23 protein-coding genes are annotated in these 26,879 nt (G+C 72.0%); 5 read left to right on the top strand and 18 right to left on the bottom strand.

Annotation, left to right across the window (positions count from 1 at the left end):
* Window positions 1-53: 53 nt before the first annotated feature.
* Genes ettA through AB0G20_RS02985 form a run of 3 tightly spaced genes read left to right on the top strand, consistent with a single transcriptional unit; the run spans window position 54 to window position 2,803 of the window.
* Entirely contained in the window at window positions 54-1,718 is a 1,665-nt protein-coding gene (gene ettA, locus AB0G20_RS02995) for an energy-dependent translational throttle protein EttA (RefSeq protein WP_142163897.1), read from the top strand.
* 6 nt (window positions 1,719-1,724) lie between these two features.
* A complete protein-coding gene (locus tag AB0G20_RS02990; RefSeq protein WP_031105280.1) occupies window positions 1,725-2,138 on the top strand; it encodes a thioesterase family protein in 414 nt (137 codons plus the stop codon).
* Window positions 2,135-2,803 (top strand): hypothetical protein, encoded by a 669-nt coding sequence (locus AB0G20_RS02985; RefSeq protein WP_361294839.1) that lies wholly within the window; start codon window positions 2,135-2,137, stop codon window positions 2,801-2,803. Before AB0G20_RS02990 ends, AB0G20_RS02985 begins: the two co-directional genes overlap by 4 nt.
* Before the next feature lie 18 nt (window positions 2,804-2,821).
* Here AB0G20_RS02985 and AB0G20_RS02980 read toward each other — a convergent pair whose 3' ends face one another.
* Entirely contained in the window at window positions 2,822-3,235 is a 414-nt protein-coding gene (locus tag AB0G20_RS02980; RefSeq protein ID WP_361294836.1) for a globin, read from the bottom strand.
* Between the two features lie 79 nt (window positions 3,236-3,314).
* Here AB0G20_RS02980 and AB0G20_RS02975 point away from each other — a divergent pair, with 79 nt between their 5' ends.
* The gene (locus AB0G20_RS02975) at window positions 3,315-4,298 is read left to right on the top strand and encodes a methyltransferase domain-containing protein (RefSeq protein ID WP_361294833.1); all 984 of its coding nucleotides are present in this window, start codon (window positions 3,315-3,317) and stop codon (window positions 4,296-4,298) included.
* A gap of 6 nt (window positions 4,299-4,304) precedes the next feature.
* Here the strand turns inward: AB0G20_RS02975 and AB0G20_RS02970 are convergent, their stop codons facing one another.
* From AB0G20_RS02970 to AB0G20_RS02905, 14 genes are all read right to left on the bottom strand, one after another.
* A complete protein-coding gene (locus tag AB0G20_RS02970; RefSeq protein ID WP_361295797.1) occupies window positions 4,305-5,735 on the bottom strand; it encodes an FHA domain-containing protein in 1,431 nt (476 codons plus the stop codon).
* A 32-nt stretch (window positions 5,736-5,767) separates the two neighbouring features.
* Window positions 5,768-7,114 (bottom strand): VWA domain-containing protein, encoded by a 1,347-nt coding sequence (locus AB0G20_RS02965; protein ID WP_361294830.1) that lies wholly within the window; start codon window positions 7,112-7,114, stop codon window positions 5,768-5,770.
* Window positions 7,115-7,213: 99 nt separating this feature from the next.
* Window positions 7,214-8,623, bottom strand: coding sequence for a PP2C family serine/threonine-protein phosphatase (locus tag AB0G20_RS02960; RefSeq protein ID WP_361294827.1), 1,410 nt, complete (start codon window positions 8,621-8,623; stop codon window positions 7,214-7,216).
* A 3-nt stretch (window positions 8,624-8,626) separates the two neighbouring features.
* Entirely contained in the window at window positions 8,627-11,173 is a 2,547-nt protein-coding gene (locus AB0G20_RS02955) for a tetratricopeptide repeat protein (protein ID WP_361294824.1), read from the bottom strand.
* A gap of 17 nt (window positions 11,174-11,190) precedes the next feature.
* Window positions 11,191-12,525: a hypothetical protein gene (locus AB0G20_RS02950; protein ID WP_361294821.1), complete on the bottom strand. Its 1,335-nt coding sequence runs from the start codon at window positions 12,523-12,525 to the stop codon at window positions 11,191-11,193.
* 80 nt (window positions 12,526-12,605) lie between these two features.
* Window positions 12,606-13,655 (bottom strand): glutamate ABC transporter substrate-binding protein, encoded by a 1,050-nt coding sequence (locus AB0G20_RS02945; RefSeq protein ID WP_361294818.1) that lies wholly within the window; start codon window positions 13,653-13,655, stop codon window positions 12,606-12,608.
* Window positions 13,652-15,121, bottom strand: coding sequence for a hypothetical protein (locus AB0G20_RS02940; RefSeq protein WP_361294815.1), 1,470 nt, complete (start codon window positions 15,119-15,121; stop codon window positions 13,652-13,654). Before AB0G20_RS02940 ends, AB0G20_RS02945 begins: the two co-directional genes overlap by 4 nt.
* A 212-nt stretch (window positions 15,122-15,333) precedes the next feature.
* Window positions 15,334-16,299, bottom strand: coding sequence for a BadF/BadG/BcrA/BcrD ATPase family protein (locus AB0G20_RS02935; RefSeq protein WP_361294812.1), 966 nt, complete (start codon window positions 16,297-16,299; stop codon window positions 15,334-15,336).
* Entirely contained in the window at window positions 16,290-17,555 is a 1,266-nt protein-coding gene (locus AB0G20_RS02930) for a 6-phospho-beta-glucosidase (RefSeq protein WP_361294809.1), read from the bottom strand. Before AB0G20_RS02930 ends, AB0G20_RS02935 begins: the two co-directional genes overlap by 10 nt.
* Before the next feature lie 7 nt (window positions 17,556-17,562).
* Window positions 17,563-18,456 carry a carbohydrate ABC transporter permease gene (locus tag AB0G20_RS02925; RefSeq protein WP_361294806.1) on the bottom strand — a complete coding sequence of 298 codons (894 nt, stop codon included), beginning with the start codon at window positions 18,454-18,456 and terminating at the stop codon, window positions 17,563-17,565.
* Entirely contained in the window at window positions 18,453-19,397 is a 945-nt protein-coding gene (locus AB0G20_RS02920; RefSeq protein WP_361294803.1) for a sugar ABC transporter permease, read from the bottom strand. The genes AB0G20_RS02925 and AB0G20_RS02920 overlap by 4 nt, the downstream gene beginning before the upstream one ends.
* Before the next feature lie 3 nt (window positions 19,398-19,400).
* On the bottom strand, window positions 19,401-20,738 hold the full coding sequence (locus AB0G20_RS02915; RefSeq protein ID WP_361294800.1) for an ABC transporter substrate-binding protein: 1,338 nt from the start codon (window positions 20,736-20,738) through the stop codon (window positions 19,401-19,403).
* Between the two features lie 62 nt (window positions 20,739-20,800).
* Complete coding sequence (locus AB0G20_RS02910) at window positions 20,801-22,012, bottom strand: ROK family transcriptional regulator (protein ID WP_361294797.1); 1,212 nt, start codon at window positions 22,010-22,012, stop codon at window positions 20,801-20,803.
* Window positions 22,013-22,239: 227 nt separating this feature from the next.
* Window positions 22,240-23,343 (bottom strand): mechanosensitive ion channel family protein, encoded by a 1,104-nt coding sequence (locus tag AB0G20_RS02905; protein ID WP_361295794.1) that lies wholly within the window; start codon window positions 23,341-23,343, stop codon window positions 22,240-22,242.
* Between the two features lie 321 nt (window positions 23,344-23,664).
* On the opposite strand from AB0G20_RS02905, the gene AB0G20_RS02900 reads away from it, so the two are divergent.
* A complete protein-coding gene (locus AB0G20_RS02900) occupies window positions 23,665-24,201 on the top strand; it encodes an HNH endonuclease (protein WP_248500445.1) in 537 nt (178 codons plus the stop codon).
* 93 nt (window positions 24,202-24,294) lie between these two features.
* Here AB0G20_RS02900 and AB0G20_RS02895 read toward each other — a convergent pair whose 3' ends face one another.
* From AB0G20_RS02895 to AB0G20_RS02885, 3 genes are read right to left on the bottom strand one after another with little or no spacing between them, the layout of a single operon-like run.
* Complete coding sequence (locus tag AB0G20_RS02895) at window positions 24,295-25,647, bottom strand: FtsX-like permease family protein (protein ID WP_361294793.1); 1,353 nt, start codon at window positions 25,645-25,647, stop codon at window positions 24,295-24,297.
* A complete protein-coding gene (locus tag AB0G20_RS02890; protein WP_361294790.1) occupies window positions 25,644-26,330 on the bottom strand; it encodes an ATP-binding cassette domain-containing protein in 687 nt (228 codons plus the stop codon). Before AB0G20_RS02890 ends, AB0G20_RS02895 begins: the two co-directional genes overlap by 4 nt.
* Window positions 26,327-26,860: a PadR family transcriptional regulator gene (locus AB0G20_RS02885; RefSeq protein WP_361294787.1), complete on the bottom strand. Its 534-nt coding sequence runs from the start codon at window positions 26,858-26,860 to the stop codon at window positions 26,327-26,329. The genes AB0G20_RS02890 and AB0G20_RS02885 overlap by 4 nt, the downstream gene beginning before the upstream one ends.
* Between the last annotated feature and the right edge of the window lie 19 nt (window positions 26,861-26,879).

Genomic DNA, 26,879 nt, shown 5'->3' with positions numbered 1-26,879 from the left:
CAAGATGGGGTGTATCTGCCCACTGCCAGTTTCAAGCTGCCGGACGGTTTCTCTTGGCTGAGTTCATTTACACCATGCGCAAGGCGCGCAAAGCGCACGGCGACAAGGTGATCCTCGACGACGTGACGACCAGCTTCCTTCCGGGGGCGAAGATCGGCGTCGTCGGCCCGAACGGCGCCGGAAAGTCGACGATCCTGAAGATCATGGCCGGGATCGAGCAGCCGTCCAACGGTGACGCCTTCCTCACTCCCGGTTACACGGTCGGCATCCTGCTCCAGGAGCCCCCGCTGACCGAGGACAAGACCGTCCTGGAGAACGTCCAGGAGGGTGTCGCCGGGATCAAGGGCAAGCTCGACCGGTTCAACGAGATCGCCGAGCAGATGGCGACCGACTACACCGACGAGCTCATGACCGAGATGGGCAAGCTCCAGGAGGACCTGGACCACGCCAACGCGTGGGACCTGGACGCTCAGCTGGAGCAGGCCATGGACGCCCTGGGCTGCCCGCCCGGCGACTGGCCCGTCACCAACCTGTCCGGTGGTGAGCGCCGCCGCGTCGCGCTGTGCAAGCTCCTGCTGGAGCAGCCCGACCTGCTGCTCCTCGACGAGCCCACCAACCACCTCGACGCCGAGTCGGTGAACTGGCTGGAGCAGCACCTGGCCAAGTACCCGGGCACCGTCGTCGCGGTCACCCACGACCGGTACTTCCTCGACAACGTCGCCCAGTGGATCTGCGAGGTCGACCGCGGTCGCCTCTACCCCTACGAGGGCAACTACTCCAAGTACCTGGAGACCAAGGCCGCCCGCCTCAAGGTCGAGGGCCAGAAGGACGCCAAGCGGCAGAAGCGGCTCAAGGAAGAGCTGGAGTGGGTGCGGTCCAACGCCAAGGGGCGGCAGGCCAAGTCCAAGGCGCGTCTGGCCCGCTACGAGGAGATGGCCGCCGAGGCCGACAAGATGCGGAAGCTGGACTTCGAGGAGATCCAGATCCCGCCGGGCCCGCGCCTGGGCAACGTCGTCGTCGAGGTCAACAACCTCAGCAAGGGCTTCGGCGACAAGCTGCTCATCGACGACCTCAGCTTCACGCTGCCGCGGAACGGGATCGTCGGGATCATCGGCCCGAACGGTGCCGGCAAGACCACCCTGTTCAAGATGATCCAGGGCATCGAGGAGCCGGACTCCGGCGCCATCAAGGTCGGCGACACCGTCAAGATCTCCTACGTCGACCAGAGCCGCGAGAACATCGACCCCAAGAAGTCGCTGTGGGCCGTCGTCTCCGACGAGCTGGACTACATCAACGTGGGCCAGGTCGAGATGCCGTCGCGCGCCTACGTCTCCGCCTTCGGGTTCAAGGGTCCGGACCAGCAGAAGCCGGCCGGGGTGCTCTCCGGCGGTGAGCGCAACCGCCTGAACCTCGCGCTCACCCTCAAGCAGGGCGGCAACCTGCTGCTCCTCGACGAGCCGACGAACGACCTCGACGTCGAGACCCTCAGCAGCCTCGAGAACGCGTTGCTGGAGTTCCCGGGTGCGGCCGTGGTCGTCTCCCACGACCGGTGGTTCCTGGACCGGGTCGCCACGCACATCCTCGCCTACGAGGGCGAGTCCAAGTGGTTCTGGTTCGAGGGCAACTTCGAGTCGTACGAGAAGAACAAGATCGAGCGGCTCGGTCCGGACGCCGCCCGTCCGCACCGCGCCACCTACAAGAAGCTGACCCGGGGCTGATCGATCTTGCGGCACATCTACCGCTGCCCGCTGCGCTGGGCGGACATGGACGCGTACGGCCACGTCAACAACGTGGTGTTCCTCCGCTACCTGGAGGAAGCCCGTATCGACTTCCTGTTCCGCCCGGAGAAGGACTTCAAGCAGGGGTCCGTGGTGGCACGCCATGAGATCGACTACAAGCGGCAGCTCGTCCACCGGCACCACCCGGTGGACATCGAGCTGTGGGTCACCGAGATCAGGGCCGCGTCCTTCACCCTCACCTACGAGGTGAAGGACGACGACCAGGTCTACGTGCGGGCCTCGACGGTGATCGTGCCGTTCGACTTCGAGGCGCAGCGCCCGCGCCGGATCACCGCGGAGGAACGGGAGTTCCTGCGCGAGTACATGGATGACGCCGAGGAGGAGGCCGTCGCCGCATGACGGTGCTCCACCTCGCCGACGAGGGGGAGGCGGCGGATCTCGCGGCCTTCCTCTCCCGGCTGCTCCACTACGACCGTGGAGCCGCGGTGCGGCTGCAGGCGGCCGGCACCGCGCTGGCCGTCTTCGGGCGGCCCCCCTCCTTCGAGGTGCTGGCCGTGCGGGCGGTACGGCTGGCGAAGCCGTACGAGAAGGGGCTCGAGGTCACGCTGGACGCGACCGTCTCGGCCGGTGAGTTGCTGGAGGCGGTGGACGAGAAGGCCGCGACGGCCGTCGTGCCGGGCGCGGTGACCGGGCCGCCGTGGGCGGGTGTGCTGCCGCCCCGCGGCGGCTGGCGCGCCGAGCCGGGGCTGCCGGCGCCGGACGCCCTGCGGTCCCTGGTCGCCGCCGTGGTCGCCGAGTTCCGCTCCCGTACCCAGGAGCTGCCCTCCGAGCAGCGGACGCGGGCCGAGCTGGACCGGATCGGGCGGGACATCTGGTCCCGTACGGTCGGGGACACCCGGCTCCCCGTCCGGGCCGTGCACGCGGCGCAGTCCCTCGGCTTCCTGCGGCCCGGGGTGCCGCCGGCGCTGTTCTCGTCGGGCGCGTGGCAGAGGCTGCGCACGCCGTACGGGTCCATCGCCGTACGACGTGCCGGGCTCGGGGCGCTGGACGTCAGCGTCCGCTGACCGGGCCCCCGGCCGGCGTCAGCCCGCGGTGTTGACCATCGAGGCCGCCGCGTACGTCATGTAGTTCCACAGCGTGTGCTCGTGCTCCTCGGACAGGCCGAGCTCCTCGACGGCGACCCGCATGTGCTTCAGCCACGCGTCGTGCGCCGCCCGGTCGACCGCGAAGGGGGCGTGCCGCATCCGCAGCCGCGGGTGGCCGCGGTTCTCGCTGTACGTCGTGGGGCCGCCCCAGTACTGGATGAGGAACAGCGTGAGGCGCTCCTCGGCCGGGCCCAGGTCCTCCTCGGGGTACATGGGCCGCAGCAGCGGGTCCTCGGCGACTCCCTCGTAGAAACGGTGGACGAGCCGACGGAAGGTCTCCTCCCCGCCGACCTGCTCGTAGAAGGTCTGCTCCTGAAGCGTGCCGCGCCGAATCTCATTCACGCGATCCATGGTCTCAGACGCCCCGGCATAGGACTCAAGACCTAGGACCCTGCCCCTCCTGTCGGGACCCTGCCCCTACTGTGGAGGCATGGGCGGGAACGCACCCGGCAGGGAACTCGACGATCTCGCCGCCGCCGCGCGGGCGGCGCTGGTGCGGCGGATCGAGGCGAGCGGGGCCTGGGCCGCCGATCCGGGCTGGCGGGAGGCCTTCGCGGCGGTCCCGCGGCACCTCTTCGTGCCGTACTACTACGTCGGTGCCGCCGGCGGCTACGAACGCCGCTGGGGTGAGAGCGCCGACCCCGGGGCCCGGGAGCGGTGGATGCGGGGCGCCTACGAGGACACCCCGCTGGCCACGCGGCTGCGCGACGGCGAGCTGCTGTCGTCCAGCAGCCAGCCGTCCCTGATGGCGGACATGCTGGCCGCGCTGGGCGTCGAGGACGGCCACACGGTTCTGGAGATCGGCGCCGGCACCGGCTACAACGCGGCGCTGCTCGCCCATCGGCTGGGCGACGACAAGGTCACCACCGTCGACCTCGACCCGGAGATCACCGAGTCGGCCCGCCGGCACCTGGCCGCGGCCGGGTACCACCCGGTCGTCGTCACCGGCGACGGCGCCCGGGGCGTGCCGGAGCGCGCGCCGTTCGACCGGATCATCGCCACCTGCGCCCTGGGCGGCGTCCCGCGCGCCTGGGTCGCCCAGAGCCGCCCCGGCGGCCGGATCCTCATGCCGCTCGCCACCGGCCTGATCGTGCTCACGGTGACCGGCGCGGAGCATGCCGAGGGACGCTTCCTGCACACTCCGGCCTACTTCGTGCCGCTGCGCGGCGCCGGCCGGCCCGGGGGCGAGCCGGTCCAGTTGGGCGGGGTGCCGCGCCGGGCCCGGGAGGACGACCTGTTCCGGTTCCTGCTCGCCCTGACCCGCGGCAGCCTCGACCCGCAGGAGGCGCACGCGCTGTGGGAGCAGGAGGGCAGGCCGCAGCGCGAGCGCTACGGGATCACGGTCAGCGGTGAGCGGGAGTGGGCCTGGCTGGACGACCCGGAGGGGCCGTACGCCTGGCCCCTCCCGTCGTGACGGGTCTCAGCCGCGCCGGATGGTGATGGTCGTCCAGGCGCCCACGTGCACCCGGTCGCCGTCCTGCAGCGGTACCGGGACGAACGGCTGGATCGGTTCCTCCGAGCCGTTGACCGTCGTGCCGTTCGTCGAGTTCTGGTCGACGACCGCCCAGCTGCCGTCCGGCTGCTGGACCAGCACCGCGTGCTGGTGCGAGACGCCCGGGTCCTCCGGCGGCACCGACAGATCGATGTCGGGGGTGTCGCCGGTGGAGTGCCGGCGGCGGCCGATCGTGAGCTGGTTGCCGGTGAGCGTGCGCTGCTGCTCGGGCGAGTACGCGGGCAGGTTCAGGCCGGTGGCCTCGGGGCCGGAGCGCTGCATCATCGCCATGAAGTAGTCGCGGTCCGGGCCGATGGTCGCGGTCCACGTCGCGGGTCCCTGCGGCGCCTGGGGCTGCTGCGGGAAGCCACCGGGGCCGGGCGGGGCCTGGGTCGCTCCGGGCTGCGGGTAGCCGTAGCCGCCCTGGCCGGGACCGCCGGGGCCGCCCGGGCCGGACGTCGGCGGGGAGATCACCCAGTCGTCGTCACCGCCGCCGAAGGACGGACCGCCCTGCTGCCCGGGCCGCTGGGTCTCCTGCGGGAATCCGGGCGGGGCCGGGGGGCCGGACTGGTGGAAGGCCTGCGGAGCACCGGGACCACCAGGCCCGCCGGGACCACCAGGCCCACCCGGGCCACCGGGTCCGGGCGGGGGCGGGACCGGCCGGGAAGGGTCGGCACCGAAATTGCCAGGGCCGCCGGGACCACCGGGTCCGGGAGGGCCGCCGAAGCCACCAGGGCCGCCAGGGCCACCAGGACCGGGCGAGGTCGGGGCAGGGCCGGGCTGCGGGTAGCCGTAGCCGCCGCCCTGCGGACCACCGGGGCCAGGGCCACCGGGGCCAGGGCCGGGGCCGCCCGGGCCGGGGCGGCCGGACGGGTCGCCGCCGAACGGCGGGATCGGCTCGGCCGGGCGGTTCATCTGCGACGGACGGGAGCCCTGGTACTCGTAGGAGTCACCGCCGCCGTACGACGGGCCGGGGGGCGGGCCGCCCTGCTGGCCCGGTGGCTGGAAACGCACACCCGGGCCGGGCGGCGGGGCCGCGGGGGTGTACGAGGTCGCCGTGTTCGTCAGGAAGTTCCACCGGCACTCCTCGCAGAACGGGGCGCCGCCCTCACGCGGCGTACGGCACTGCGGGCAGAGCTCCGGCTCGGCGTTCGGTACGGAGGACAGGTGCGGCGGGCGTCCGCCGGGCTGGCCACCGGGGCCCTGGGGGCCACCCGGGCCGCCGGCGGGGGGCGGGAAGCCGTAGCCGCCGGGCGGCGGCGGGGGAGGAGGCGGAGGCACGGCACCCGCCATGCGGTGACCGCAGACCTCGCACCAGTCGTCGGAACCCGACTGGTGTCCGTTCGGGCAGGTCGGCATGTCGGCGCGTCCCTCCTTCGATCTCTTCCAGGTCACTTCTTCACGCGAACAGTCTTGGTGGACCGGGTTTCGAGCGTCATCTCGTCAGCCTCCGCGACCTTCGCCTTCAGTCGCACAGTACCGGTCGCGGCATCGACCACGTCCACCACCTTCGCAAGCAGTTTCGCAGTATCGGCGTTCCCGGAGGCACTCGCGAGCTGAACGGCCCGGCCCAGTTTGGCCGTTGCTCCGTCCATATCGCCCGACTTGCGAAGATCCAGCCCTTGTTGGATGACCTGTGCCAGTTCGGCCTGCCCGGTGTAGTGGGCGACCTGAGGGTTGATCGACGTCGAGGCGACCATGTCGTCCGTCCACACGGCCCGCACCAGACCCTGCGCGCCGAGGTTCTGGACGCTGCCGTCGGGCTGCGGAATGACCAGTGAGATCCGCGCCGCCAGCATCTCCTGGCCGATGTTCGCGACCGGGACCTCGACGCAGACGTGGTAGTCACGGGACTCATCTCCCCAGGAACCAAGGGGATAGTCGCCGGCGCGCGGGTTCGCCTCGGTGCGCCGGCCGGTCAGGTCCTCGACCGTCGGCGCGACCTGCTTGACGAACTTCACGGTCGTGCCGACCGGGGTCCACAGCCGCAGGGAGACGTCCGCGACCTCCTTGCCCATCGCCGTCTCCATCATCTGCGTGAAGTCGGCGGCGAGCGCGGCCGGATCCGCGACGATGTCGGCGGTGCCGAGCAGGGCGGAGGCGATCCCTGTGACTTCTTTCACTTCCCAGTCGGTGCCCACGCCGCGCGCGTCACACGTGAAACGTCCGGCGCACGCGTCGAGCGCGGCCTTCAGGTCCTGGGGTGACTCGTGTTCGTTGCGGCCGTCGGTGAGCAGGATGCCGTGCCGGATCGCGACGTCCACGGACGACAGCAGGCGGTCGGCCAGTTTCAGCCAGGTGCCGATGGCCGTGCCGCCGCCCGCGCTGAGCGAGCGCAGCGCCTGCTTGGCCTGCTCGCGGGTGGCGGCGTCGGCGACCGCGACGCGCCCGCCGCCCGGGTAGACCTCCTTCGCCACGTGCGTCCCGCCGATCACCGCGAAGTGCACGCCGTCGCGCAGGGTGTCGATCGCCGCGGCCGTGGCGTCGCGGGCGTTGCGCATCTTGGTCGGCGGGTAGTCCATCGACCCCGAGCAGTCGACCATGATCGCCACGGCCGCGGACGGGCCCTGGCCGGGCGAGTAGAGGTGGGGCGACGCGACCGCGCTGCCGATGGTGCCGCCGCCGGTCGCCGTCACCGTGACGATGGCGTTGACCTCGCCGGCGCCCTCCGGCAGGTACTCGTTCTGGTACACGTCCACCGAGAACTGGGGCACGTTCGACTTCGAGAAATTGGCCATGCCTGCTTCGATCCCCCTCCAAAGCCCCCGCCGCGGCGGGGTGATGACGGTAGGCGGACCAGTCCCCTCCGGTCCGCCGAGGCGTCCCCGTACGTGGCCTCAGGCCGATCCTGCCCCCTGGGGCACGGCCGGGAACGGCACGAGCGCCACTGTTACGTTGTCGTGGCCCCCGCCGTCCAGGGCGTGGCCGACGAGCACCCGGGCGCTGTGCAGCGGTTGCGTGGCCGCGTCGAGCGGGACGACGCGGGCCATCTCCTCGGCCGCCTCCGCGTAGTTCCACAGGCCGTCGGTGCAGACCACGACCACGCCGGGCCGGTCCGGTTTGAACGCGGCGGTGTGCGGTTCCAGTTCGTAGGCGTCCGCGCCGAGCCAGCCGGTGATCGCGTGGGCGCGCTCGTCGGCGTAGGCCTCGGCCTCGTTCATCAGGCCGGCGGCGACCATCTGCGCGGCCCAGGAGTCGTCCTCGGTGAGCCGGGCAGGGGGAGCGCTGCGGTCGACCGGCACCCAGTAGGCGCGGCTGTCGCCGACCCAGCCGACGATCAGCAGGCCCGACGTCACCACGGCGCCGACGATGGTGCAGGCCGGGGCGTTCTGGTGCGGGGCCTGCTCCAGGGCCGTGGCGGGCTCCGCGGCGAGCGAGTTGACGGCGCGCGAGGCGGCGAGGATCGCGTCGTGCATCGCCTGCTGCGGGTGCGTGCCGCGTGGCAGGGCCGCCAGCAGTGTCTCGCCCGCCGCCTTCGAGGCGGCCGCGGAGGCGTCGTCGGGGCGGGTCGCCGAGGAGACGCCGTCGCAGACGATCGCGACGGAGGCGGGGGAGCCGTCGGGCAGCGCGGTGGTGCCGATGGCGAACGCGTCCTCGTTGCGGTGGTGGCGCAGGCCGCGGTCGCTGACCGCGGCCACCGGGCCGGACTCCTGCTCCATGTGGTCCCGTTCGCGCGGCTGGGCGTGGCCGCAGTTCTCGCAGTAGCCGTCGTCGTCCACGCGGCCGGCCCGGCAGGCGACGCAGACCTTGCCGCCGGTGCCCGCGGCCTGGGCCGCCGGCTCGGCGGACACCCGTGGGTCCGGTGCCTGGAGGAGGTACTCGTCGGGCTGTGTCTGGTAGATCTCCGGCGACGCGGCGGGCCCGTCGGGCTGCGGCGGCCGGTCGAAGCGCACGCCCGCGGCCGGCGGTGCGCTCGGTGGCGGGGGCGTCCGAGGCGGCAGGGCGGAGCCGCCCGAGTCCGTGCCCGGGAGGTCCGCCGGCAGGTGCACCGCGTCCGGGGCGCCCGCGCCGTCCGGCCCGGGTGCGGGCCAGGCCGCGCCGGCGGGTGGCGCCGGCGGGGGCTCGGGATACGCACCGGCCGGAGCGCCCTGGGCGGGCACCGAGCCGTTCATGGTGATGGTCGGGTTGTCCTGAGGCCGTGCCGGCACGGCGGACAGGTCGTATCCGCACGCGCCGCAGAAACGGTCACCCGATTCGAGGGGTTCCTCGCAACTCGGGCAGGCGGACAACTGGGGCATCTGCGACATCAACTACACCCACGTCCGGGGGCGGTAACGATTGGCACGTTCCACCAGGTCGATCCTTTCGTCGCCGCCCCGCGCCAGCCGGGCCAGCGTGCGGTACGAGCGTTCCAGACCGAAACGCAGGCCCCGCTCGTCCAGGCCGCTGCCGAGCAGCGTCCGTCCCCCGGCGGCGGGAGGGGCGGAACCCTGGCCCCCGGAGAGTACCCAGTCCAGCGCGCAACCGAGGACTTCGGCCGACAACTGCTCCCGTCGCGCCGGATCCAGACCGTACGCCTCCAGCGCCTCGACCTGCGCCGCGGCGGCCGTCAGATCCTCCAGGAACGGCGCGTCGGACGCGGTCGCCGTGCGCTGCCGCAGCCGCGCCCGGACGGCCGCCACCCGCGCGGCGGTGTAGTGGATGGAGGACTCCGGGACCGACTCCAGCGTCCGTACGGCGCCGCGCCGGTCCCCGGTCGCCAGCTGGACCCGGGCCAGGCCGAACGCCGCGCTCACATAGCTCGGGTCGGTCGACCACACCAGCCGGTAGTACTCGGCGGCGTTGTCGAGCTGGCCCAGCACCTCCGCGCACAGGCCCAGCGCCAGCTTGGGCGCGATCTCGCCCGGGAAGGCGTCGTAGATCGCGTCGAAGGCGAGTGCGGCGCCCTCGTCGTCGCCCGTCACCAGCGCGGCCACGCCCCGGTACCAGACCACCCGCCAGTCGTCGGGCCGCTCGCCCTCCAGCGCGACCAGCGCCTGCAGCGCGGCGGCCGGCTCACCGGTCTCCAGCCAGGCCCGGATCTGCCGCAGGCGCGTCTCGATCGACGGGGCCGGGGCGGCTGCCAGGGCGCCGAGCAGTTCGGCTGGGGCGGAGGTCATCAGGCCCGCGAGGAAACCGGCGTTGGGGTCGGTCGGGTCGACGCGCGGGACGGGCAGGGCGAAGGCGGCGGCGGGGGCTTCGACGGGCTTGACGAGACCGGGCGGGCCCTCGGGCCGCTGCGGGTGCGGCAGGGCGGCAGGAGCGCCGGTGCGAGCCCGGGCCCGCACCACCCGGGCTCCCAGGCGGGACACGTCGCCGATCAGCTTGGGGAACAACTCCGTGTCCGTGACCCGCAGTTCCGGTCCGAACAGTGTGGACAGGGCGGGCCGGGAGCGGCCCGTCTGGAGGGAGACGACCTCCCGCAGGACGCCCGTCAGCTGCTCGGTCATCTCCTGCGCGGAGGCGAACCGGCGCGCCGGGTCGGGGTCCGTGGCACGGACCAGGAGCCGGTAGAACGACTCGTACTGCCGGAACACCTCGATGTGGTCCGGGTCGGGCAGGGAGTCGACGTAGACGTTCGTGTAGCCCTGGAAGTCGAACGTCAGGACGGCGAGGGTGCGGGCGACGGTGTAGAGGTCGCTCGCCACCGACGGGCCGGCCTCGGCGACCTCGGGCGCCTGGTAGCCGACCGTGCCGTAGATGGCCGACTCCTCGTCGTCCATCCTGCGCACCGCGCCCATGTCGATCAGCTTGAGCTGGTCCTCGGTCTGGATGGCGTTGTCGACCTTGAAGTCGCAGTACAGCAGGTTCCGGCTGTGCAGGTGCCCGAGCGCCTCCAGCGCCTCGATGCCGTACGCGCAGGCCTGCTCGACCGGCAGCGGATCGCGTCTGCCCTGCGTGGTGCGGCGGGCGTTGGCGATCTCCTTCAGCGACTTGCCGCCGACGTACTCCATGACGATGTAGCCGTCGAGCGAACCCGTGCGCTGGTCCAGATGCTCCACGAAGTTGTAGATCCGCACGATGTTGGCGTGCTCGATCTCCGCGAGGAAGCGCCGCTCGGAGATCGCCGCCGCCATGGCGTCCTGGTCGCCGGTGTCCAGCAGGCCCTTGAGGACCACCCAGCGGTCCGACACCGCCCGGTCGACGGCGAGGTAGATCCAGCCGAGCCCGCCGTGCGCGAGGCAGCCGACCACCTCGTACTGGCCGTGCACCACGTCCCCGGCCCGCAGCTTCGGCACGAACGAGTACGGATGACCGCACTTGGTGCAGAAGCCCTCCGTACGGCCCGGCCGGTCGCCGCGCGCCCGGCCCACCGGAGCACCGCAGTCGGAGCGTGAGCAGTACCGCTTCCGTTCGGGCACCTCGGGGTTGTCCAGGACCATCTCGCGCGGGTCCGGCCGCGGGATCGGCGGCACCTGCACCAGCCCGGCGCCCAGCCGGCCCCGGGACCCGGAACCGGCGGTCGAGCCGGAGCTGCGCACCGACACCGAGCGGCCCGTCGACTTGCCCGACAGGGACCGCGACAGGCGCCCCGACACCGAGCGGCGGGACTTCGACGACTGGGACGACGTGCGCGAACTGCGGCTGCTGGAGCGGGAACTGCCGCTGCCGGAGGACCCGCGGGAGCCGCCCCTGCCTCCGGCGGTGATGCCGGTGGGAGGCGAACCGACCATGCCGTTCGCCGCGACGACCGGGGCGAGACCGCAGGTGTCGCAGTACAGCTCGCCGCCGCCCACGTCCTCGTACGCGCCCTCGCAGCCGGGGCGCTGACAGGCGCGTGGCGGCGCGCCGGTCTGCTCGTGCGCTGCCTGACTCATGGACTCCCCCTCGTCGCTCATGCGCCCGGCCCCCTGCGGTCGTCCTCGGGCACGCCCTGCTCCGGCACCCGCGGGCTGCCGAGCAGCTCCGCGGCGGCGTGCTGGTAGCGCAGCACTGCCTGCTCGGCGGCGCGCAGGTCGCACGGCGCGCTCCACAGCATGCGGCGCGCCTTCTCGTACCGCTCCACCAGCAGCGTGTCCTCGGCGAAGCCGTGCCGGGCGACCTTCGCCTTGTACGCGTCGAGCCGGCCGCGCAGCTCGGCGCGGACCGCCAGCGGGGCGGTGACCGCCGTCAACGACTCGCGGGCGCGCAGCAGTTCGTCCTCGGCCTTCTGCTCCAGCGACTCCAGCAGCGGGGACAGCCGGTGCCACTGCGCCTGTCTGCGGTACTCGGCGGCCGCCGCAAGCTGCTCCTGGAGCTGGGTGGGCGGGCCGCTGACGACCGGCACCTCCGTCGCCGCGATCTTCGCGAGGACCTCGCCGCGTGCCGTGCGCGCCTCGGCGAGCGTGCGGTCCGCGCGGCTGAGGATGTCCCGCAGCTTCACGATCCGCTTCTCGGCGTCCTGGCGAACCGTCAGTACGGCGTCGATCTCCCGGCGTACGTCCTCCAGGGCGCGTGCCTCGCGGTCGTACACCGCCGTGTCCGGCCTGCCGCCGCCCGGCGCCGAACTGCCCTCCGCGGCCAGCCAGAACGCCAGCGGGTCCGAGATCACCTGCTCGCGCAGCTTCGTCAGTATCCGCGTGATGCGCTCCAGGTCGTCGCCCGCCGGGTGCTCACCGGGGCGCACGCCGACCGAGTGCGCGAGCCGCCGGGTGCGCTGGAGTTCCGCCGCGAGCAGATCGATCCGGGCCGGCAGGGCCGACCAGACCGCGTCCGCGGCGACCACCATGTCCAGGCTCGTCGCGTACAGCTCGTTCATCCGGTCGACGAGGGTGGTGAGCGAGAAACGCTCGCTGAGTTTCGTCGGACTGCCGTGCAGGGTGGGGGCGTTGGCCGTCGCCGTGGCGCTGCCCGCCACGGTGACCGAGTCGCCGTTCAGCAGTTCCGTCAGCTCCACCAGGTCCTCGCGGCTGGACCAGCGGCGGCGGGCCCGGATGTCGCGGGCGGAGCGCAGCGCGTCGGTGTACGCGTCGAAGTACGTCCACAGCAGCGTGATCGACGCCTCCGTGGACGTCCAGCGCTCCTGGGTGACGCCGGTGAGCTCGGCGCCCTCCAGGAGTCTGCGGCCCGCGTGGTCCTGCAGGGCGAGGAGCGAGGTCTCGATCGCCTCGTGCTCCGCGCCGAGCCGCGCCAGCGCACGGTCCACCTCGTCCCGGTCCATCACCGGCCCGGTGGATCCCGTGACGCCCATCGATCACCTCTCGCTGCGGTCGTGTGTCGCGTGTCGTCTGTCGTCTTCTGGTGTGGGGTGTGCGCGGGTTCAGCAGGGTGTCAGGTGGTGCGGAGGTACTGCGGTGCCGGTGGTTCCGACTTCTTCGCATCCTTGCTCAGTGTTGCCGACAGCCATTTCTCGTACGACGCCTGCCAGCCGTTCGCGGTGTCCTTGCGGTAGTCCACCAGGATCTGGTTGACCCGGCGTACCAGATCGTCCGCGTCCTTCTTCATCGCCACGCCGTAGTACTCGGCAGTGAAGGCGTCGCCCTTGAGCTCGACCGCCGGGTCCTGTGCCGCCTGGCTCGCCGCGAGGGCGCCGTCGGTGACCACGGCGTCGACCTCGCCGAGCTGGAGCCGCACCAGGCAGTCGAGTTGGTTCGGGACGGTGGTGGAGATGTCGGTGCTCGCGGGGAGTTTGCCGTCCTTCTGGTCCGCCTTCAGCGCGGCGAATGCCGTGGAACCGGCCGCCGTGCAGATCCTGCGGTCCGCGAGCGTGTCGTCGTAACCCTTGACGGGGGAGGACTTCGGGGCCAGGACCTGCTGGCCCGTCTTGAAGTAGGGCGCGGAGAAGGCGACGTCGTCGATGCGGTCGCAGTTGATCGTCATCGTGCGGACGACCATGTCCACGCGGCCGTCCTGGATCGCCGGGATGCGCTGGTCGGTGGGGATCGCCTTGAACTGGACGGCGTCCGGGTCGCCGAGGATGTCCTCGGCGATGCGGTGGACCAGGTCGATGTCGAAGCCCTCGAGCTCCGCGGTCTTGCCGCTGTTGGGGTTGCGGTAGCCCCAGCGGTAGCTGTTCTGGTCGACGCCGACGATCAGTTTGCGCTTCTGGCCCTCGCGGTTCTTGATCGCCCGGATGGTGTCGCCGTCGGCGGAGGAGGGGGAGAGGGTCTGCTTCTCGGGGGCCTCGCAGTCCTCCTCGGCTCCGGTCCGGGCTGTGTGCGTCGCGGTGGTGTTCTGGGTGGCCGTCGTGGCGGTGGTGAGCGGCAGGCAGAGGGCCACCAGCGCCACCAGGCCGCAGACGACTGCCATCGCGGTCACTCCGCCCCAGCCCCTGAGCGCGTCTCGCACGGTCGTTCCTCCCTTCGCCCCTGTCCCGTTCATCGGTACTCCGACAGCCTGCGGCCGATGCCCAGGACCGCGCCCGCGGCGCCCAGCACCGCGAGGACGGCCGCGCCGGCGGCCATGCCCGTCAGCGCGTCACGGCCGTCGCCCGCCGCGCGCTTGAACTCCGTCTCCTCGTGCGCGAGTGCCGTGCGCAGGTTCTCGTCGACGCTGTCGAAGCACTCGCCCGTCGCGTCCTTGGTGCCGATGACCCGGTTCAGCGCCTGCTGGTAGTTGCCGTTCTCGTCCTGCTCGCGGGCCGCGGTGTGGCGCTTCTTCCACTCCGTCATGTTGCCCACGGCGGCGGTGACGGGGCGCTCGCCCGAGGAGTCGTCGGCGAGCTTCTCCGCGGCCGCCAGGTGGGCGGCGAGGGCCTTGATGTCCCTGCCGAAGTCGTAGTCGTAGGCGTCGTAGGTCTCTTCGCCGACCTTCTTCGTCTCCGCGCCGCGGGCCACCAGGGTGAGGTTCTCGTTGCCCCTGGCCTTGAGGGAGGCGATGCGCGCGTCGTGCAGCACGTTCAGGGAGCGGACGCCGTGGTCGTAGGAGTCGTTCAGGCCCGCGCGGGCGACGGTGTGGCCCACGACCAGCCAGAGGAGGACGACCGTCGCCGTGGCCGTGGCGGCCACCAAACCGTGGTTCAGGACCCTGTTCGTCCGCTGGTAGTTGCGGTGCTGGGCCCAGGCGAGGGCGGCCAGGGCGGCGACGCCGAGGGCGATGGCCGCCCAGGGGTAGGGCGTGGCGCTCGCGTAGTCCGCGCTGAGGCGCTGGTTCTCCTTCTTGTAGAGGTCCTCCGCCGCCGGGAGCATCTCCGTCTGCATCTTCTCGTTGGCGTAGCGCAGGTAGGCGCCGCCGACGGGGAAGCCCTGGCGGTTGTACGTGCGGGCGCGCTCCACCAGGCCCTTGTACTCCGGCAGGAGCCTGTTGAGCTTCGCGATCGTCGCCGTGGACGGGGAGTCAGGGTCGGCGTTGGCGGCGGCGTTGACGAGCTTCTCGGCGGCCGTGCGGATGTCCCGCTCGTAGCGGTCGCGGGTGGTGGCCGACTCCTGGCCGCCGGCGAGGAAGCCGCTGGAGGCGGCGGTGTTGGCGTCCGCGAGGGAGCGGTAGATGTCGGCGGCGTCCGAGCTGAGGGGCTGGCTGCGGGTGAGGACGTCGTCGGCGGCGGCCGCGCGGTCGGTCATCTGCCAGGCGGTGACGGCGCCGAAGGCGATGACGAGGAGGGCCAGGAGAGCGCCGATGACGCGGAGGCGGCCGGGCTCCGTGGTGGCGGCGGAGCGGAGCTGGTCGAGGCCCTCGGCGAACGCGGTGCGGCGGGGGACCGCGGCGGGGGGTGCGGAGGGGGCCGGGGGGCTGCCGGGGGGCCCTGCCGGAGGTGCCGCCTGTGCCGGTACGGCCGGAAGGACGGGCAGGCCGGGGCCTGGTGGTGGTGTGCTGCTCTTCGGCGTGTACGTCACTGTGACCTCCCCCATGGTCATCCGTCGCCGCAAGTATCGCTGCCGGGGCCGACATCCGCACCGGCCTTGCCACGATCTTGATCGGATCGCAGCGTGGCACACCCCCTGCGCCACTTCTCGCAGCACCCCTTGCAGCACCCCTCGTCCAGGAACACGTACGGGGAGTTGGTTCGGTTCCCGGGTCGCGGCGCGCCCCTCCTTTCCCGCCGTACGCGGGTACGGGTGCGTCACCCGTCGTAGTACGCCCGCAGTCTCTCCTGCGCCTCCTCCCTCGGCCCGATCCGGTCCAGTCCCAGCAGCGCCGCGCCCAGCACCGGGCTGGACGTCACCACCCGCGGTACCGCCTTCGGTGCGCGCTCGGTCAGCAAGTGCTCTATGTGGTCGTTCAGTTGGGGATGGCGGGCGGCCAGGACGCCGCCGCCCAGGAGGACGGGGGTCGCCTCGGACAGGAGGTCCAGGCGGGTCAGGGCGACCACCGCCATGGAGACCACCTCCTCGGCCTGGCGTTCCACGATCGTCCGGGCGATCGTGTCGCCGTCGGCGGCCGTGGCGAAGAGGACCGGGGTCAGCTCGTGGCGCCTCGGGGCCGGGATGTGCTCAAGATGCAGTGCCTCGACGAGGGCGTACACGGACGGCAGGCCGAAGTGGGCGGGGAGGGTGTGGGACAGGGCGGTGGGGGTGCCGCGGCCGTCCTCCGCCCGGGACGCGTGCCAGAGGGCCTCCTCGGACAGGCCCCAGCCGCCGCCCCAGTCGCCCGAGACCCGGCCGAGTGCGGGGAAGCGGGCCGTGCGGCCGTCGGGCCGCATGCCCACGCAGTTGATGCCCGCGCCGCAGACCACCGCGACACCCCGGGGTTCGGTGGCACCGGCCCGCAGGATCGCGAAGGTGTCGTTGCGGACCGTCACCGTCGCGCCCCAGGCGCGCGCCCGCAGCGCCGCGGCCAGTTGTTCCTCCTCGACGGGGAAGTCGGCGTTGGCCAGGCACGCCGAGACGTGGGTGACCGAGGTGAGCCCCGCGGTGGTGAGGGCCTGCGCCACCGTTTCGGCCAGGCCGTCCATCGCCGTGTCCACGCCCACGGCCGGGGGACGGAAGCCGCCCCCGCGTGCCGTGGCGAGGACCTCCCCGGCCGCCGTCACGATCGCGACGTCCGTCTTGCTGTTGCCCGCGTCGACGGCGAGGACGGTCAGACCCACGCGAGGTGCTCCCGGTTGTGCGCGATCAGCCGGTCGGCGAGCGTCTCGGCGTACGCGTGCTGGCCGATGAGGGGGTGGGAGAGGAGGGCGCGGAAGACGCGTTCCCGGCCGCCGTGCAGGGCGGCCTGGAGGGCCAGGTCCTCGTAGGCCGTGACGTTGGCCATCAGGCCCGCGTAGAGCGGGTTCACGGGCCGTACGGGCAGGGGGGACGCGCCCTCGGCGCCCACCGCCGCCTGGACCTCGATCACCGCGTCGTCGGGGAGGAACGGGAGCGTGCCCCGGTTGTACGTGTTCACCACCTGGTACGGCGAGCCGCCGCCGCCCAGCAGGGCCGCCGCCAGGTCCACCGCGGCCTCCGAGTAGAAGGCACCGCCCCGCTTCGCGAGCAGTTCCGGCTTCTCGTCCAGGGCCGGGTCGGCGTACATGGACAGCAACCGGCGTTCCATCGCGGCCACTTCGGCCGCGCGGGACGGCTTGGTGCCGAGTTCCCGCACGACCTCGTCGTGCGCGTAGTAGTAGCGCAGGTAGTAGGAGGGGACTACGCCCAGGGTGTCGAGCAGGGGGCGGGGGAGGCGGAGGTCGGCCGCGATCGTGTCGCCGTGCTCGCCCAGCAGTTTCGGCAGGACGTCCTCGCCCTCCGGGCCGCCCAGGCGTACCGCCGTCTCCCAGGTGAGGTGGTTGAGGCCCACGTGGTCCAGGTGGATCCCGGAGGGCTCCACCGCCAGCAGGGCCGCGAACTTGCGCTGCAGGCCGATCGCCACGTTGCACAGGCCCACCGCCTTGTGGCCCGCTCGGAGCAGGGCGCGGGTCACGATGCCGACCGGGTTGGTGAAGTCGATGATCCAGGCCCGGGGGTTGGTACGGCGGACGCGGTCCGCGATGTCCAGCACCACCGGGACCGTGCGCAGGGCCTTGGCCAGGCCGCCGGCGCCGGTCGTCTCCTGGCCCACGCAGCCGCATTCCAGGGGCCAGGTCTCGTCCTGCTCGCGGGCCGCCTGGCCGCCTACGCGCAGTTGCAGCAGGACCGCGTCCGCGCCGTCCACCGCCTCGTCGAGGTCGCTCGTCGTGGTGATGCGGCCCGGGTGGTCCTGGCGGGCGTAGATGCGGCGGGCCAGGCCGCCGACCAGGTCCAGGCGGTCCTGTGCGGGGTCCATCAGGACCAGTTCCTCGACGGGCAGGGTGTCCCTCAGGCGGGCGAAGCCGTCCACGAGTTCGGGGGTGTAGGTCGAGCCTCCGCCGACCACGGTGAGTTTCATGTCAGTACTAACCCTTTACTCCGGTGAGCGTGACACCCTCCACGAACGCCTTCTGGGCGAAGAAGAACACGAGGATCACGGGGGCCATGACCAGCACGGTGGCGGCCATGGTGAGGTTCCAGTCGGTGTGGTGGGCGCCCTTGAACGACTCCAGGCCGTAGGAGAGCGTCCAGGCGCCCGGGTTCTCCGAGGCGTAGATCTGGGGGCCGAAGTAGTCGTTCCACGCGTAGAAGAACTGGAAGAGGGCCACCGCGGCGATGCCCGGTCTGGCCATCGGGAGAACGACCTTCAGGAGTGTGCGCAGGTCGCCGCAGCCGTCCACCTTGGCCGCGTCCACGTACTCGTCGGGGATCGTCGTCAGGAACTGGCGCAGCAGGAAGATCGAGAACGCGTCGCCGAACGCCATGGGGATGATCAGCGGCCAGAGCGTGCCGGACAGGTCCAGCTGCTTCGCCCAGAAGAGGTACATCGGGATGATGATCACCTGCGGCGGCAGCATCATCATCGAGATGACCAGCATCAGGGCCAGACTGCGGCCGCGGAAGCGGAACTTGGCCAGGGCGTAGGCCACGGGGATCGAGGAGACGACCGTGAGGACCGTACCCAGGCCCGCGTAGACCAGGGTGTTCCTCCACCAGGTGAGGAAGCCGGGGGTGTCGAAGACCTTGGCGTAGTTGCCCCACTCCCAGGTGTGCGGGATCAGGTCGCGGCTGAGCGCCTGGCTGTCGCTCATGAGGGAGGTGAGGAAGACGAAGACGAACGGGAGGACGAAGAAGAGGGCCGCCGCGATGCCGAGGGAGTGGATCGCCACCCATTCCAGGAGGCCCCTGCGGCGGGCCGTGCGTTCCGCCGGTGCGGGCGGCGCCTTCGGCTCCAGGGGTGTGTCGAGTACCTGCGTCATCGTTCACCTGCCTGGATCAGGCCGCCCCTGCGGCGCATCAGAAGTCCTGTGAAGGCCATGGAGAGGGCGAAGAGGACCAGGGCGACCACGCAGGCCGAGCCGTAGTCGAAGCGCTGGAAGCCCAGGTTGTAGACGAGTTGGGGGAGCGTGAGGGTGGACTTGTCCGGGTAGCCGGGCTCGAACTGCGTGCCCGCGCCCTGGATCACGCCCGACGCGACCTTCCCGGCGATCAGCGGCTGCGTGTAGTACTGCATCGTCTGGATCACGCCCGTGACGACCGCGAACATGACGATCGGCGAGATGTTCGGCAGCGTCACGTAGCGGAAGCGCTGCCAGGGCGTCGCGCCGTCCAGTTCCGCCGCCTCGTACTGCTCCTTCGGCACGTCGAGCAGGGCGGCCATGAAGATGACCATCAGGTCGCCGATGCCCCAGAGGGCCAGGAGGGTAAGGGCCGGCTTCGACCAGGCGGGGTCGTTGAACCAGCCCGGGGCCGGCAGCCCGATCTTCTCGAGGATGGAGTCGACCGGGCCCGTGCCGGGGTTCAGGAGGAAGGCGAAGGCCATCGTGGCCGCCACGGGCGGCGCCAGGTAGGGCAGGTAGAAGAGGGTGCGGAAGACACCCGTGGCCGTCTTGATCTTGGTGATCAGCAGGCCCACGCCCAGGCCGAAGGCGACCCGGAGCGTGACCATGACGACGACCAGCCACAGGGTGTTGCGCAGGGCGGGCCAGAAGAGGGGGTAGTGCTCGAAGACGTACACCCAGTTCTTCGTGCCGCTCCACGTGGGCGGCTCGAAGCCGTCGTAGCGCATGAAGGAGAAGTAGACGGTGGAGATCAGGGGGTAGGCGAAGAAGACCGTGAAGCCGATCAGCCAGGGGGAGAGGAAGGCGAGGGTGCGCAGGGTCGAGCGGCGGTGTTTCGCCCGCAGGGCGGAGGTGCTCATGGCCTACTTCGCCTGCGCGATGTCCGTGTCGATCTGCGCGGCCGTCTTCTTCAGTCCGGCCTTGAGATCGGTGGCCTTGCCGCTTTCGTAGTCGTAGCCGAACTCCTGGATCGTGGTGAGGTAGACACCGCCGTTGATCGAGGCGGGAGCCGTGGTGGAGTTCGGGTTCGCGGCGATCTCCAGGAACGTCTTGAAGCGCGGGTCGTACGTGAGCTTCGGGGACTTCAGGGCCGCCAGCGTCGAGGGCACGTTGTGGATGGCGTTGGAGAAGTTCACCACCGCGTCCGTGTCCGTGGTCATGTACTTCACCAGCTCCCAGGCCGCGTTCTGCTTCTCGCTGGTCGCGGCGATACCGGCGATGGTGCCGGTGATGTAGCCCTTGCCGTACTGGTCGGCCTGGTCGTCGGGGACGGGCAGCGGGGCCACGCCGATGTCGAACTTCGGCTCGGTGTCCAGGGCCATGCCCAGGCGCCACTCGCCGTCGAGCTGCATGGCGACCTGGCCGGTGTGGAAGGGGTGCTTGGGGCCCCATTCGTCGCCGAGCCCGGAGCGGTAGGTCTCCAGCCTGCGGTAGCCGCCGAGTGCGTCGACCAGCTTCTTCTGTGTCGTGAACGCCTCCTCGAAGGCCGGGTCCTTGCCGACGTTCGACTTGCCGTCCTTGTCGAAGTACGTGGGGGAGAACTGGCCGAGGTAGTGCTCGGTGGTGGTTTCCCAGCCGTGGTAGTTCGGCATGAAGCCGAGCTGCTTGTACGTGTCGCCCTGGGGGATCGTCAGCTTCTCGGCGACCTTCTCGAATTCCGACCAGGTCTTCGGCGGCTCGGCGACACCGGCCTTCTTGAACGCCGTCTTGTTGTAGTAGAGGCCGTACGCGTCGCCCAGCAGGGGCACCGCGCAGCGGTTTCCGTCGAACTGGGTGTACTCGTTCATCGCCTTCGGGAAGGTCTGCCGCGGGTCGATGCCCGACTTCTCGAAGAACGGGTTGAGATCCACCAGGGCGCCCGAGGAGCAGAACTTTCCGACGCTGTTCGTGGTGAACGACGAGATCACGTCCGGGGCCTTGCCGCCGCCGGTGCGCAGGGCCTGGTTCATCTTGTCGTCCGTCATGTTGCCGACGACGTCGACGTGGATGTTGGGGTGCGCCTTCTCGAATCCGGCGACCAGGTCCTTGACGGCCTTCACCTCCGACGGCGCGCTCCAGGCGTGCCAGAAGTTGAGGGTCGTCTCCTTGGACGCGTCGTCGCTCGCGCCCGCGCCGGACTGGCCGGTGCACGCGGTGGCGAGGAGGGCGAGGGAGGCGGAGGCGGCGAGCGCGAAGGTCGCTTTTCTGGAGGTTCCGGGCATGGCAGGGCTCCCTGAGGCACGGGGGAAGGAAGAAGGGAATTACCGGGGGGAGGGGGGGTGGGTCAGCGGGAGGTGTCGAAGACCTCGTCGCGCGTGGTCGCGAGCGCGCTCTCCAGCGCGCCGCGCAGCACGGGGTGTTCACGGACGTCGCCCACGACCAGACGCGGGCGGGACGCGGCCAGCTCTTCCAGTTCGGCCTGGACCAAAGCGCGCAGCGGCTCGCCGCCCGAGGTGAGGGACGCGCCGCTCAGCACGACGAGCTCGGGGTCGAGGACCGAGACCAGCGAGGCCAGACCGGTGGCCAGCCGGGTCGCGTAGGTCTGGAGGAGCTGCCGGTGGGCGTCGTCGCCGGCCTGTGCCGCCCTGGCCACCAGTTCGGCGGCGGCCTCGGCGTACGGGCCGGGCGGGACGTCCTCGACGCCGAGGTCGCGGGCCAGGCGCGGGACGGCCTGGGAGCCGGCCAGCTCCTGGTAGCCGCCGCTGTTGGCCTTGGTGACCTGGCGGACCAGGGGCGTGCCCGGCACCGGCAGGAAGCCGACCTCGCCGGCGCCGCCGGTCCAGCCGCGGTGCAGCCGGCCGCCGAGGACCAGGGCGGCGCCCAGGCCCTCCTGGTTCCACAGCAGCACGAAGTCCGCGTGGCCCCGGGCCGCGCCGAGGCGCTGCTCGGCGAGCGCGACCAGGTTGACGTCGTTCTCGTACTCGAACGGCATCGGCAGGGCGGCGGCGAGCTCGTCCAGCAGGGTGGGGGAGTGCCAGCCGGGGAGGTGGGAGGCGTAGCGCAGCCGGCCGGTGGTGGGGTCGAAGGCGCCGGGGGTGCCGATGACGAGGCGGTGGACGTCGTCCCGGGCGAGACCGGCCGCCTTCACCGCGCCGTCCAGGGCGTCGGTGACCTGCTGGACGACCGGGGTGCCGGTGCGCCTGCCGGGGGTGGGCAGCTCGTGGCGGCCGACCGTGCGGCCGGTGATGTCGGCGACCGCGGCGAGGATCCGCTGGGGGGTGACGTCGAGTCCGGCGGCGTAGCCGGCCGCCGGGTTGACCTCGTAGAGCTGGGCGCTCGGGCCGGGCCGGCCTTCGGTGGTGCCGGTGGCCAGGACGAGGCCCGCCGCCTCCAGACGGGCCAGGAGCTGGGAGGCGGTCGGCTTGGACAGGCCGGTGAGCTTGCCGATCCGGGTGCGGGACAGCTGTCCGTGCTCCAGCAGCAGGTCCAGGGCGGCCCGGTCGTTCATGGCGCGCAGGACGCGCGGGGTGCCCGGCGTGCCGGCGGTTCCTGCCATGCGTGTCCACACCTGCCCTTCGGCTGCTCAGCTTCTCAGTGATCAGGCGGGGAAGTCCATCGGACGGCCGTTCCTCGGATCACTGTTAGGAAAGTTTCCTATCGGTGGGAGGAAGGTAGGCCCGGTGCCGCGTGGCCGTCAATAGGGGACGCCCTGTCGTCATCCGGACATGCGAGAGGGCGGCATCCGGCAGAACCGGACGCCGCCCTCTCCGTAAGGGGGTGCTGCTACTTCGTGGTGCTCGTCGGTGCGGGCGGGGCGAGCGGGGACGCCGCCGCCGACTGCGGGGACGCCGCGTTCGCGTACACCGACGGGGCGGCCATGCCCGCCGTCGGGTCGGCGGCCTGCTCCTCCACCGGGGCCGTGGCGCCGCCGACGATCCGGATGCCCGCCGCGTCGAAGGCCCGCTTGATGCGCCAGCGCAGCTCGCGCTCCACGGTCAGGGACTTGCCGGGCATCGTCTTGGCCGTGACGCGCACGACCATGGAGTCCAGCAGCACGCTGTCCAGGCCGAGGACCTCGATCGGGCCCCACAGCAGCTCGTTCCAGGGCTCCTCGGCGCCCATCTTCTCGGCGACCTCGTCCAGGGTGGCCTTGACCCGGTCCAGGTCCTCGCCGGCGTGGACGGTGACGTCGACGTTGGCCGTGGCCCAGCCCTGGGAGAGGTTGCCGATGCGCTTGACCTCGCCGTTGCGGACGTACCAGATCTCGCCGCCGTCGCCGCGCAGCTTGGTCACGCGCAGGCCCACCTCGATCACCTCGCCGGAGGCGACGCCCGCGTCGATCGTGTCGCCGACGCCGTACTGGTCCTCCAGGATCATGAAGACGCCCGAGAGGAAGTCCGTGACCAGGTTGCGGGCGCCGAAACCGATCGCCACACCGGCGACACCGGCCGAGGCCAGCAGCGGGGCGAGGTTGATCTGGAAGGTGCCCAGGATCATCAGCGCGGCGGTGCCCATGATCAGGAACGACGCCACCGAGCGCAGCACCGAGCCGATGGCCTGTGAGCGCTGCCGGCGCCGTTCGACGTTGACGAGCAGCCCGCCGAGCGCGCTGCCGTCCACGGACTGCACGGTCCGGTTCATGCGGTCGATCAGCTTGGTGATCGCCCGGCGTACGAAGACCCTCAGCACCGCGGCTATCACCACGATGAGCAGGACCCTGAGGCCGATCGCGAGCCACGTCGACCAGTTCTGCTCGACCCAGCCGGCGGCGTTCGTCGCGCTCTCCTGGGCGTCCTGGAGCGAAGGCACTCTCGGGGACTGGGTCTCCGAGGGGGTCGGCGACGGTGAGGGGTCGGCGGCCAACAGGACGGCGTCCGCAAGGGACAAGGACACGGCAGGTACCTCCAGGTGCAGCGGTCTGCCCCGGCGCGATGGTTCAGGGGGGGGTCAAGGTCACGACTGGGTCACCGAAGGGGCAGAACCACCACACTAACGGGGCATTGTGTGTGCTCTTGCGGAATGTGTGAAGGAGAGACCGTGCTCACCTGGGCTTGAACAGGCCATGATCCTGGGGATGAATGGGATGTGGTCGAAAACACTCCCAGCCCGTTACGGGGACATGGTGGCGCTTCCACCAGGCATGAGGGGAGACTGACTACGAATCGTCCCGGCGCGAGCCACGCGCCGCCGGCGTCCAAGGAGGCATCCGTGCCGCATGTCCTGGTCCTCAACGCGTCGTACGAGCCGCTAGGTGTCGTACCGCTCCGCCGCGCGCTCGTCCTCGTCCTCGAGAACAAGGCCGTATGCCTCGAGGAGTCCGGCGCCTATCTGCACAGCGCGACCGTCACAGTCCCCGCACCCAGCGTGGTCCGGCTCAAGCGATTCGTCCGGGTTCCCTATCGGGGGCCCGTTCCACTGACCCGCCGGGCGCTGTTCGCCCGCGACGGGGGCCGGTGCATGTACTGCGGTGGCGTCGCAACCAGCGTCGACCACGTCATCCCGCGCAGCCGCGGGGGCAAGCACGTCTGGGACAACGTGGTGGCGTCCTGCCGCCGCTGCAACCACGTGAAGGCCGATCGGCACCTCTTCGAGATCGGCTGGCGGCTGCGCCACAAACCCGCCCCGCCCTCCGGCCTGGCCTGGCGCATCATCGGGACCGGCCACAGGGATCCGCGCTGGATGCCGTACTTGCAGCCGTACGGCGCGGAGGACGCCATGGCCCGGATCGACGGCATTTCCGCCTGACGACGATCCGGGCCTTCGTATTGCCGCGTGCGGTCTGCCGACCGGCCCGGGGAACCCCCGTTCCCCCGGGCCGGCCCGCCATGGGGTGCGCGTCTACGCGTACCGCAGCTCCCCCGGGCGCACCGAGCGGTGCAGCAGCGGCAGCGCGGTGGCCGCGGCCAGCAGGCAGGCGGCGTAGACGGCGACGGGGACCAGGACGATCGCCCAGGGGACCGGCCGGCCGCCGAGCAGGGCGTACCACGTGCCGATGGCCGTCCCGCCCAGGCCGGCGAGCAGCACCGCGGGGGCCAGCGGCAGCGCCGTCTCCAGCAGCAGGGCCCGGCCGAGCACCGTGTGCGGCACCCCGGCGGCGGCCTGTGCGGCGAGGCCCCTGCGGCGGGTGGCCAGGGACTCCGCGGTGCCCACGGCGAGGCCGGACAGGGTGATCGCGAAGGCGATGGCGATGGCGGCGCCGGTGAGGTCGAGGCCGGTGAGGTAGTAGGACGCGTGTGCGGAGAACCTATGGCTGCGCACCAACTCACCCAGGACCTGCCGGATGCCCATGAAGCCGGTCCCGACGACCGTCACCAGCAGCACCGCCGCATGGGTGCGGGCGGCCGACCAGGGGTCGTCGCGCAGCCGTTCCGCCGCGATCAGCGTCGTCGCCGAGCGGGCCCGGACGGCGAGGATCCGCCCGGTCGCCTTCGCGGTGGCCCCGGAGAGCCACACCGCGCCCGCGCCGACCGCGAGGATCACGCCCGCCATCGCCAGCGGCATCCCGGCGTGCGGCCGGTGGGCAGCGGCCGAGAACATGCCGAGCACGGTGACCAGTGCCACCACTCCGACCAGCAGCACCCCCGCCAGGAACAGAAGCCCCGGCCCCCGCCCGGTGCGCGGCGCGACCCTGCGCACCCAGCCGAGGGGCGAGGTCACCACCCGGCGCAGTGCCAGCGCGCCCGCCGCCGCGCCCAGCAGCGGTACGGCGACGGCGACCAGGGCGATCGCCGCCCAGGCCAGGGCGTTGGGCCGGTTCCACTCGCGCAGCAGGAGCAGCACGAAGAAGACGGTGGCGATCGCCGAGCCCAGCAGACATGCCAGCCCGGTCTCCAGCGCGGCGATCCGCCGCACCTGCCAGGGCGTCGCCCCGGCCAGCCGCAGCCCGGCCAGCCGGCGGTCGCGGTGCACCGCCCCGATCCGGGCACACTGGCCGAGGAACGCGAGCACCGGCAGGAGCAGGAGCAGCAGACCGACGATCACGCCGGCGCGGGTGCCGGGCTGGTCCAGCAGCCCCGCGGCGACGGGCACGTGGTAGCTGCCGCGCAGTGCCGCCAGGACGACCGCGGCCGACGCGAACCCGGTCGCGAGCGCCGCCCCCACCGCCGTGAGGGTCACCCGCCACCACTCGCCGCGGTCGGAACCCCGGGTGAGCTCATAGGCGAGGCGCAGATCGGCCCGGAGCGACGTCACGCCGTCACCCCCAGCGCCGCCACGGCCCCGTCCCGCAGCTGGACTTCCCGGTCCGCGTACGCGGCCACCTGGGCGTCGTGCGTGATCAGCAGGACGGCCGTACCCGACTCGCGGGCCGTGTGCACGAGGGCCGTCATGACCTGCTCGCTCACGAGGGAGTCCAGTGCCCCCGTCGGCTCGTCGGCGAAGACCACCCGCGGGCCGGTGACCAGGGCCCGGGCCAGCGCGGCCCGTTGCGCCTGGCCGCCGCTCAGCTCGCCCGGCCGCAGGTCCTCCTGGCCCCGCACGCCGAACCGCTCCAGCCACTCTCCGGCCCGGGCCCGGGCGGCCGCCCGGGACGTGCCGGCCAGCAGCAGGGGCAGGGCGACGTTGTCCAGGACCGTCAGCTCGGGGATGAGCTGCCCGAACTGGAACACCACGCCGAACTCGGTGCGCCGCAGCTCGCTCAGCCGCTTCTCGGGCAGGTCCTCCAGCCGCCTTCCGTCGTACGTCACCGAACCCGCGTCCGGGCGGACGATGCCGGCCAGGCAGTGCAGCAGCGTCGACTTCCCGCTGCCGCTCGCTCCGGTCACGGCGAGGATCTCGCCGACGTGCAGCTCGACCGACGCGCCGCGCAGGGCGGTTGTCCGGCCGTGCGCCTTGGTGAGGCCACGGGCCGTGAGAAGGGGCACGGGTCTGCTCATGCTGCGTCGACCTCCGCGGTCAGGTGGGTGAGCCGGGCCGCTGTGGTGCTCATCCAGCGGAGGTCGGCGTCGAGGTGGTTGAGGGCGTAGTCCGCCGAGAGAACGGTCGCGAGGTCCGCGCCCTTGGCGGCCTTGACCGCCGTGAGTTCCCGCATCCGTTCCATGTGCGCGGCGCGCTGGGCGCTCAGGTACCCGGCCGGGTCGCCGCCCGAGAGGATCGCGACCACGACCTTGGCGAAGATCTCGTTCGCCACGAAGGGCGCGGGCGGCGCGATCTCCCCGGCCCACCGGGCCAGTTCGTGCGTTCCCTCGCCCGTCGCCCGGTACATCGTGCGCTCCGGGCCGCCGTCCGAGTCGGTGCCGTCGACTTCGGCCAAGCCGTCCCGCACCAGGCGCTGCAGGGTCGTGTAGACCTGCCCGTAGGCCAGCGGGCGGGCCTGCGGGAAGCGTTCGTCGTGGCGTCGCTTGAGGTCGTAGCCGTGGCTAGGCCCCGTCGCGAGCAGGCCCAGCAGGATGTGGCGGGTGCTCATGCCGATCATTATGCACTGA

This window comes from Streptomyces sp. NPDC024017, from assembly GCF_040638895.1.
Taxonomy (GTDB): domain Bacteria; phylum Actinomycetota; class Actinomycetes; order Streptomycetales; family Streptomycetaceae; genus Streptomyces.
The sequence above is the reverse complement of the archived record's forward strand: the minus strand, read 5'-3'. Positions and strand labels throughout refer to the sequence as shown.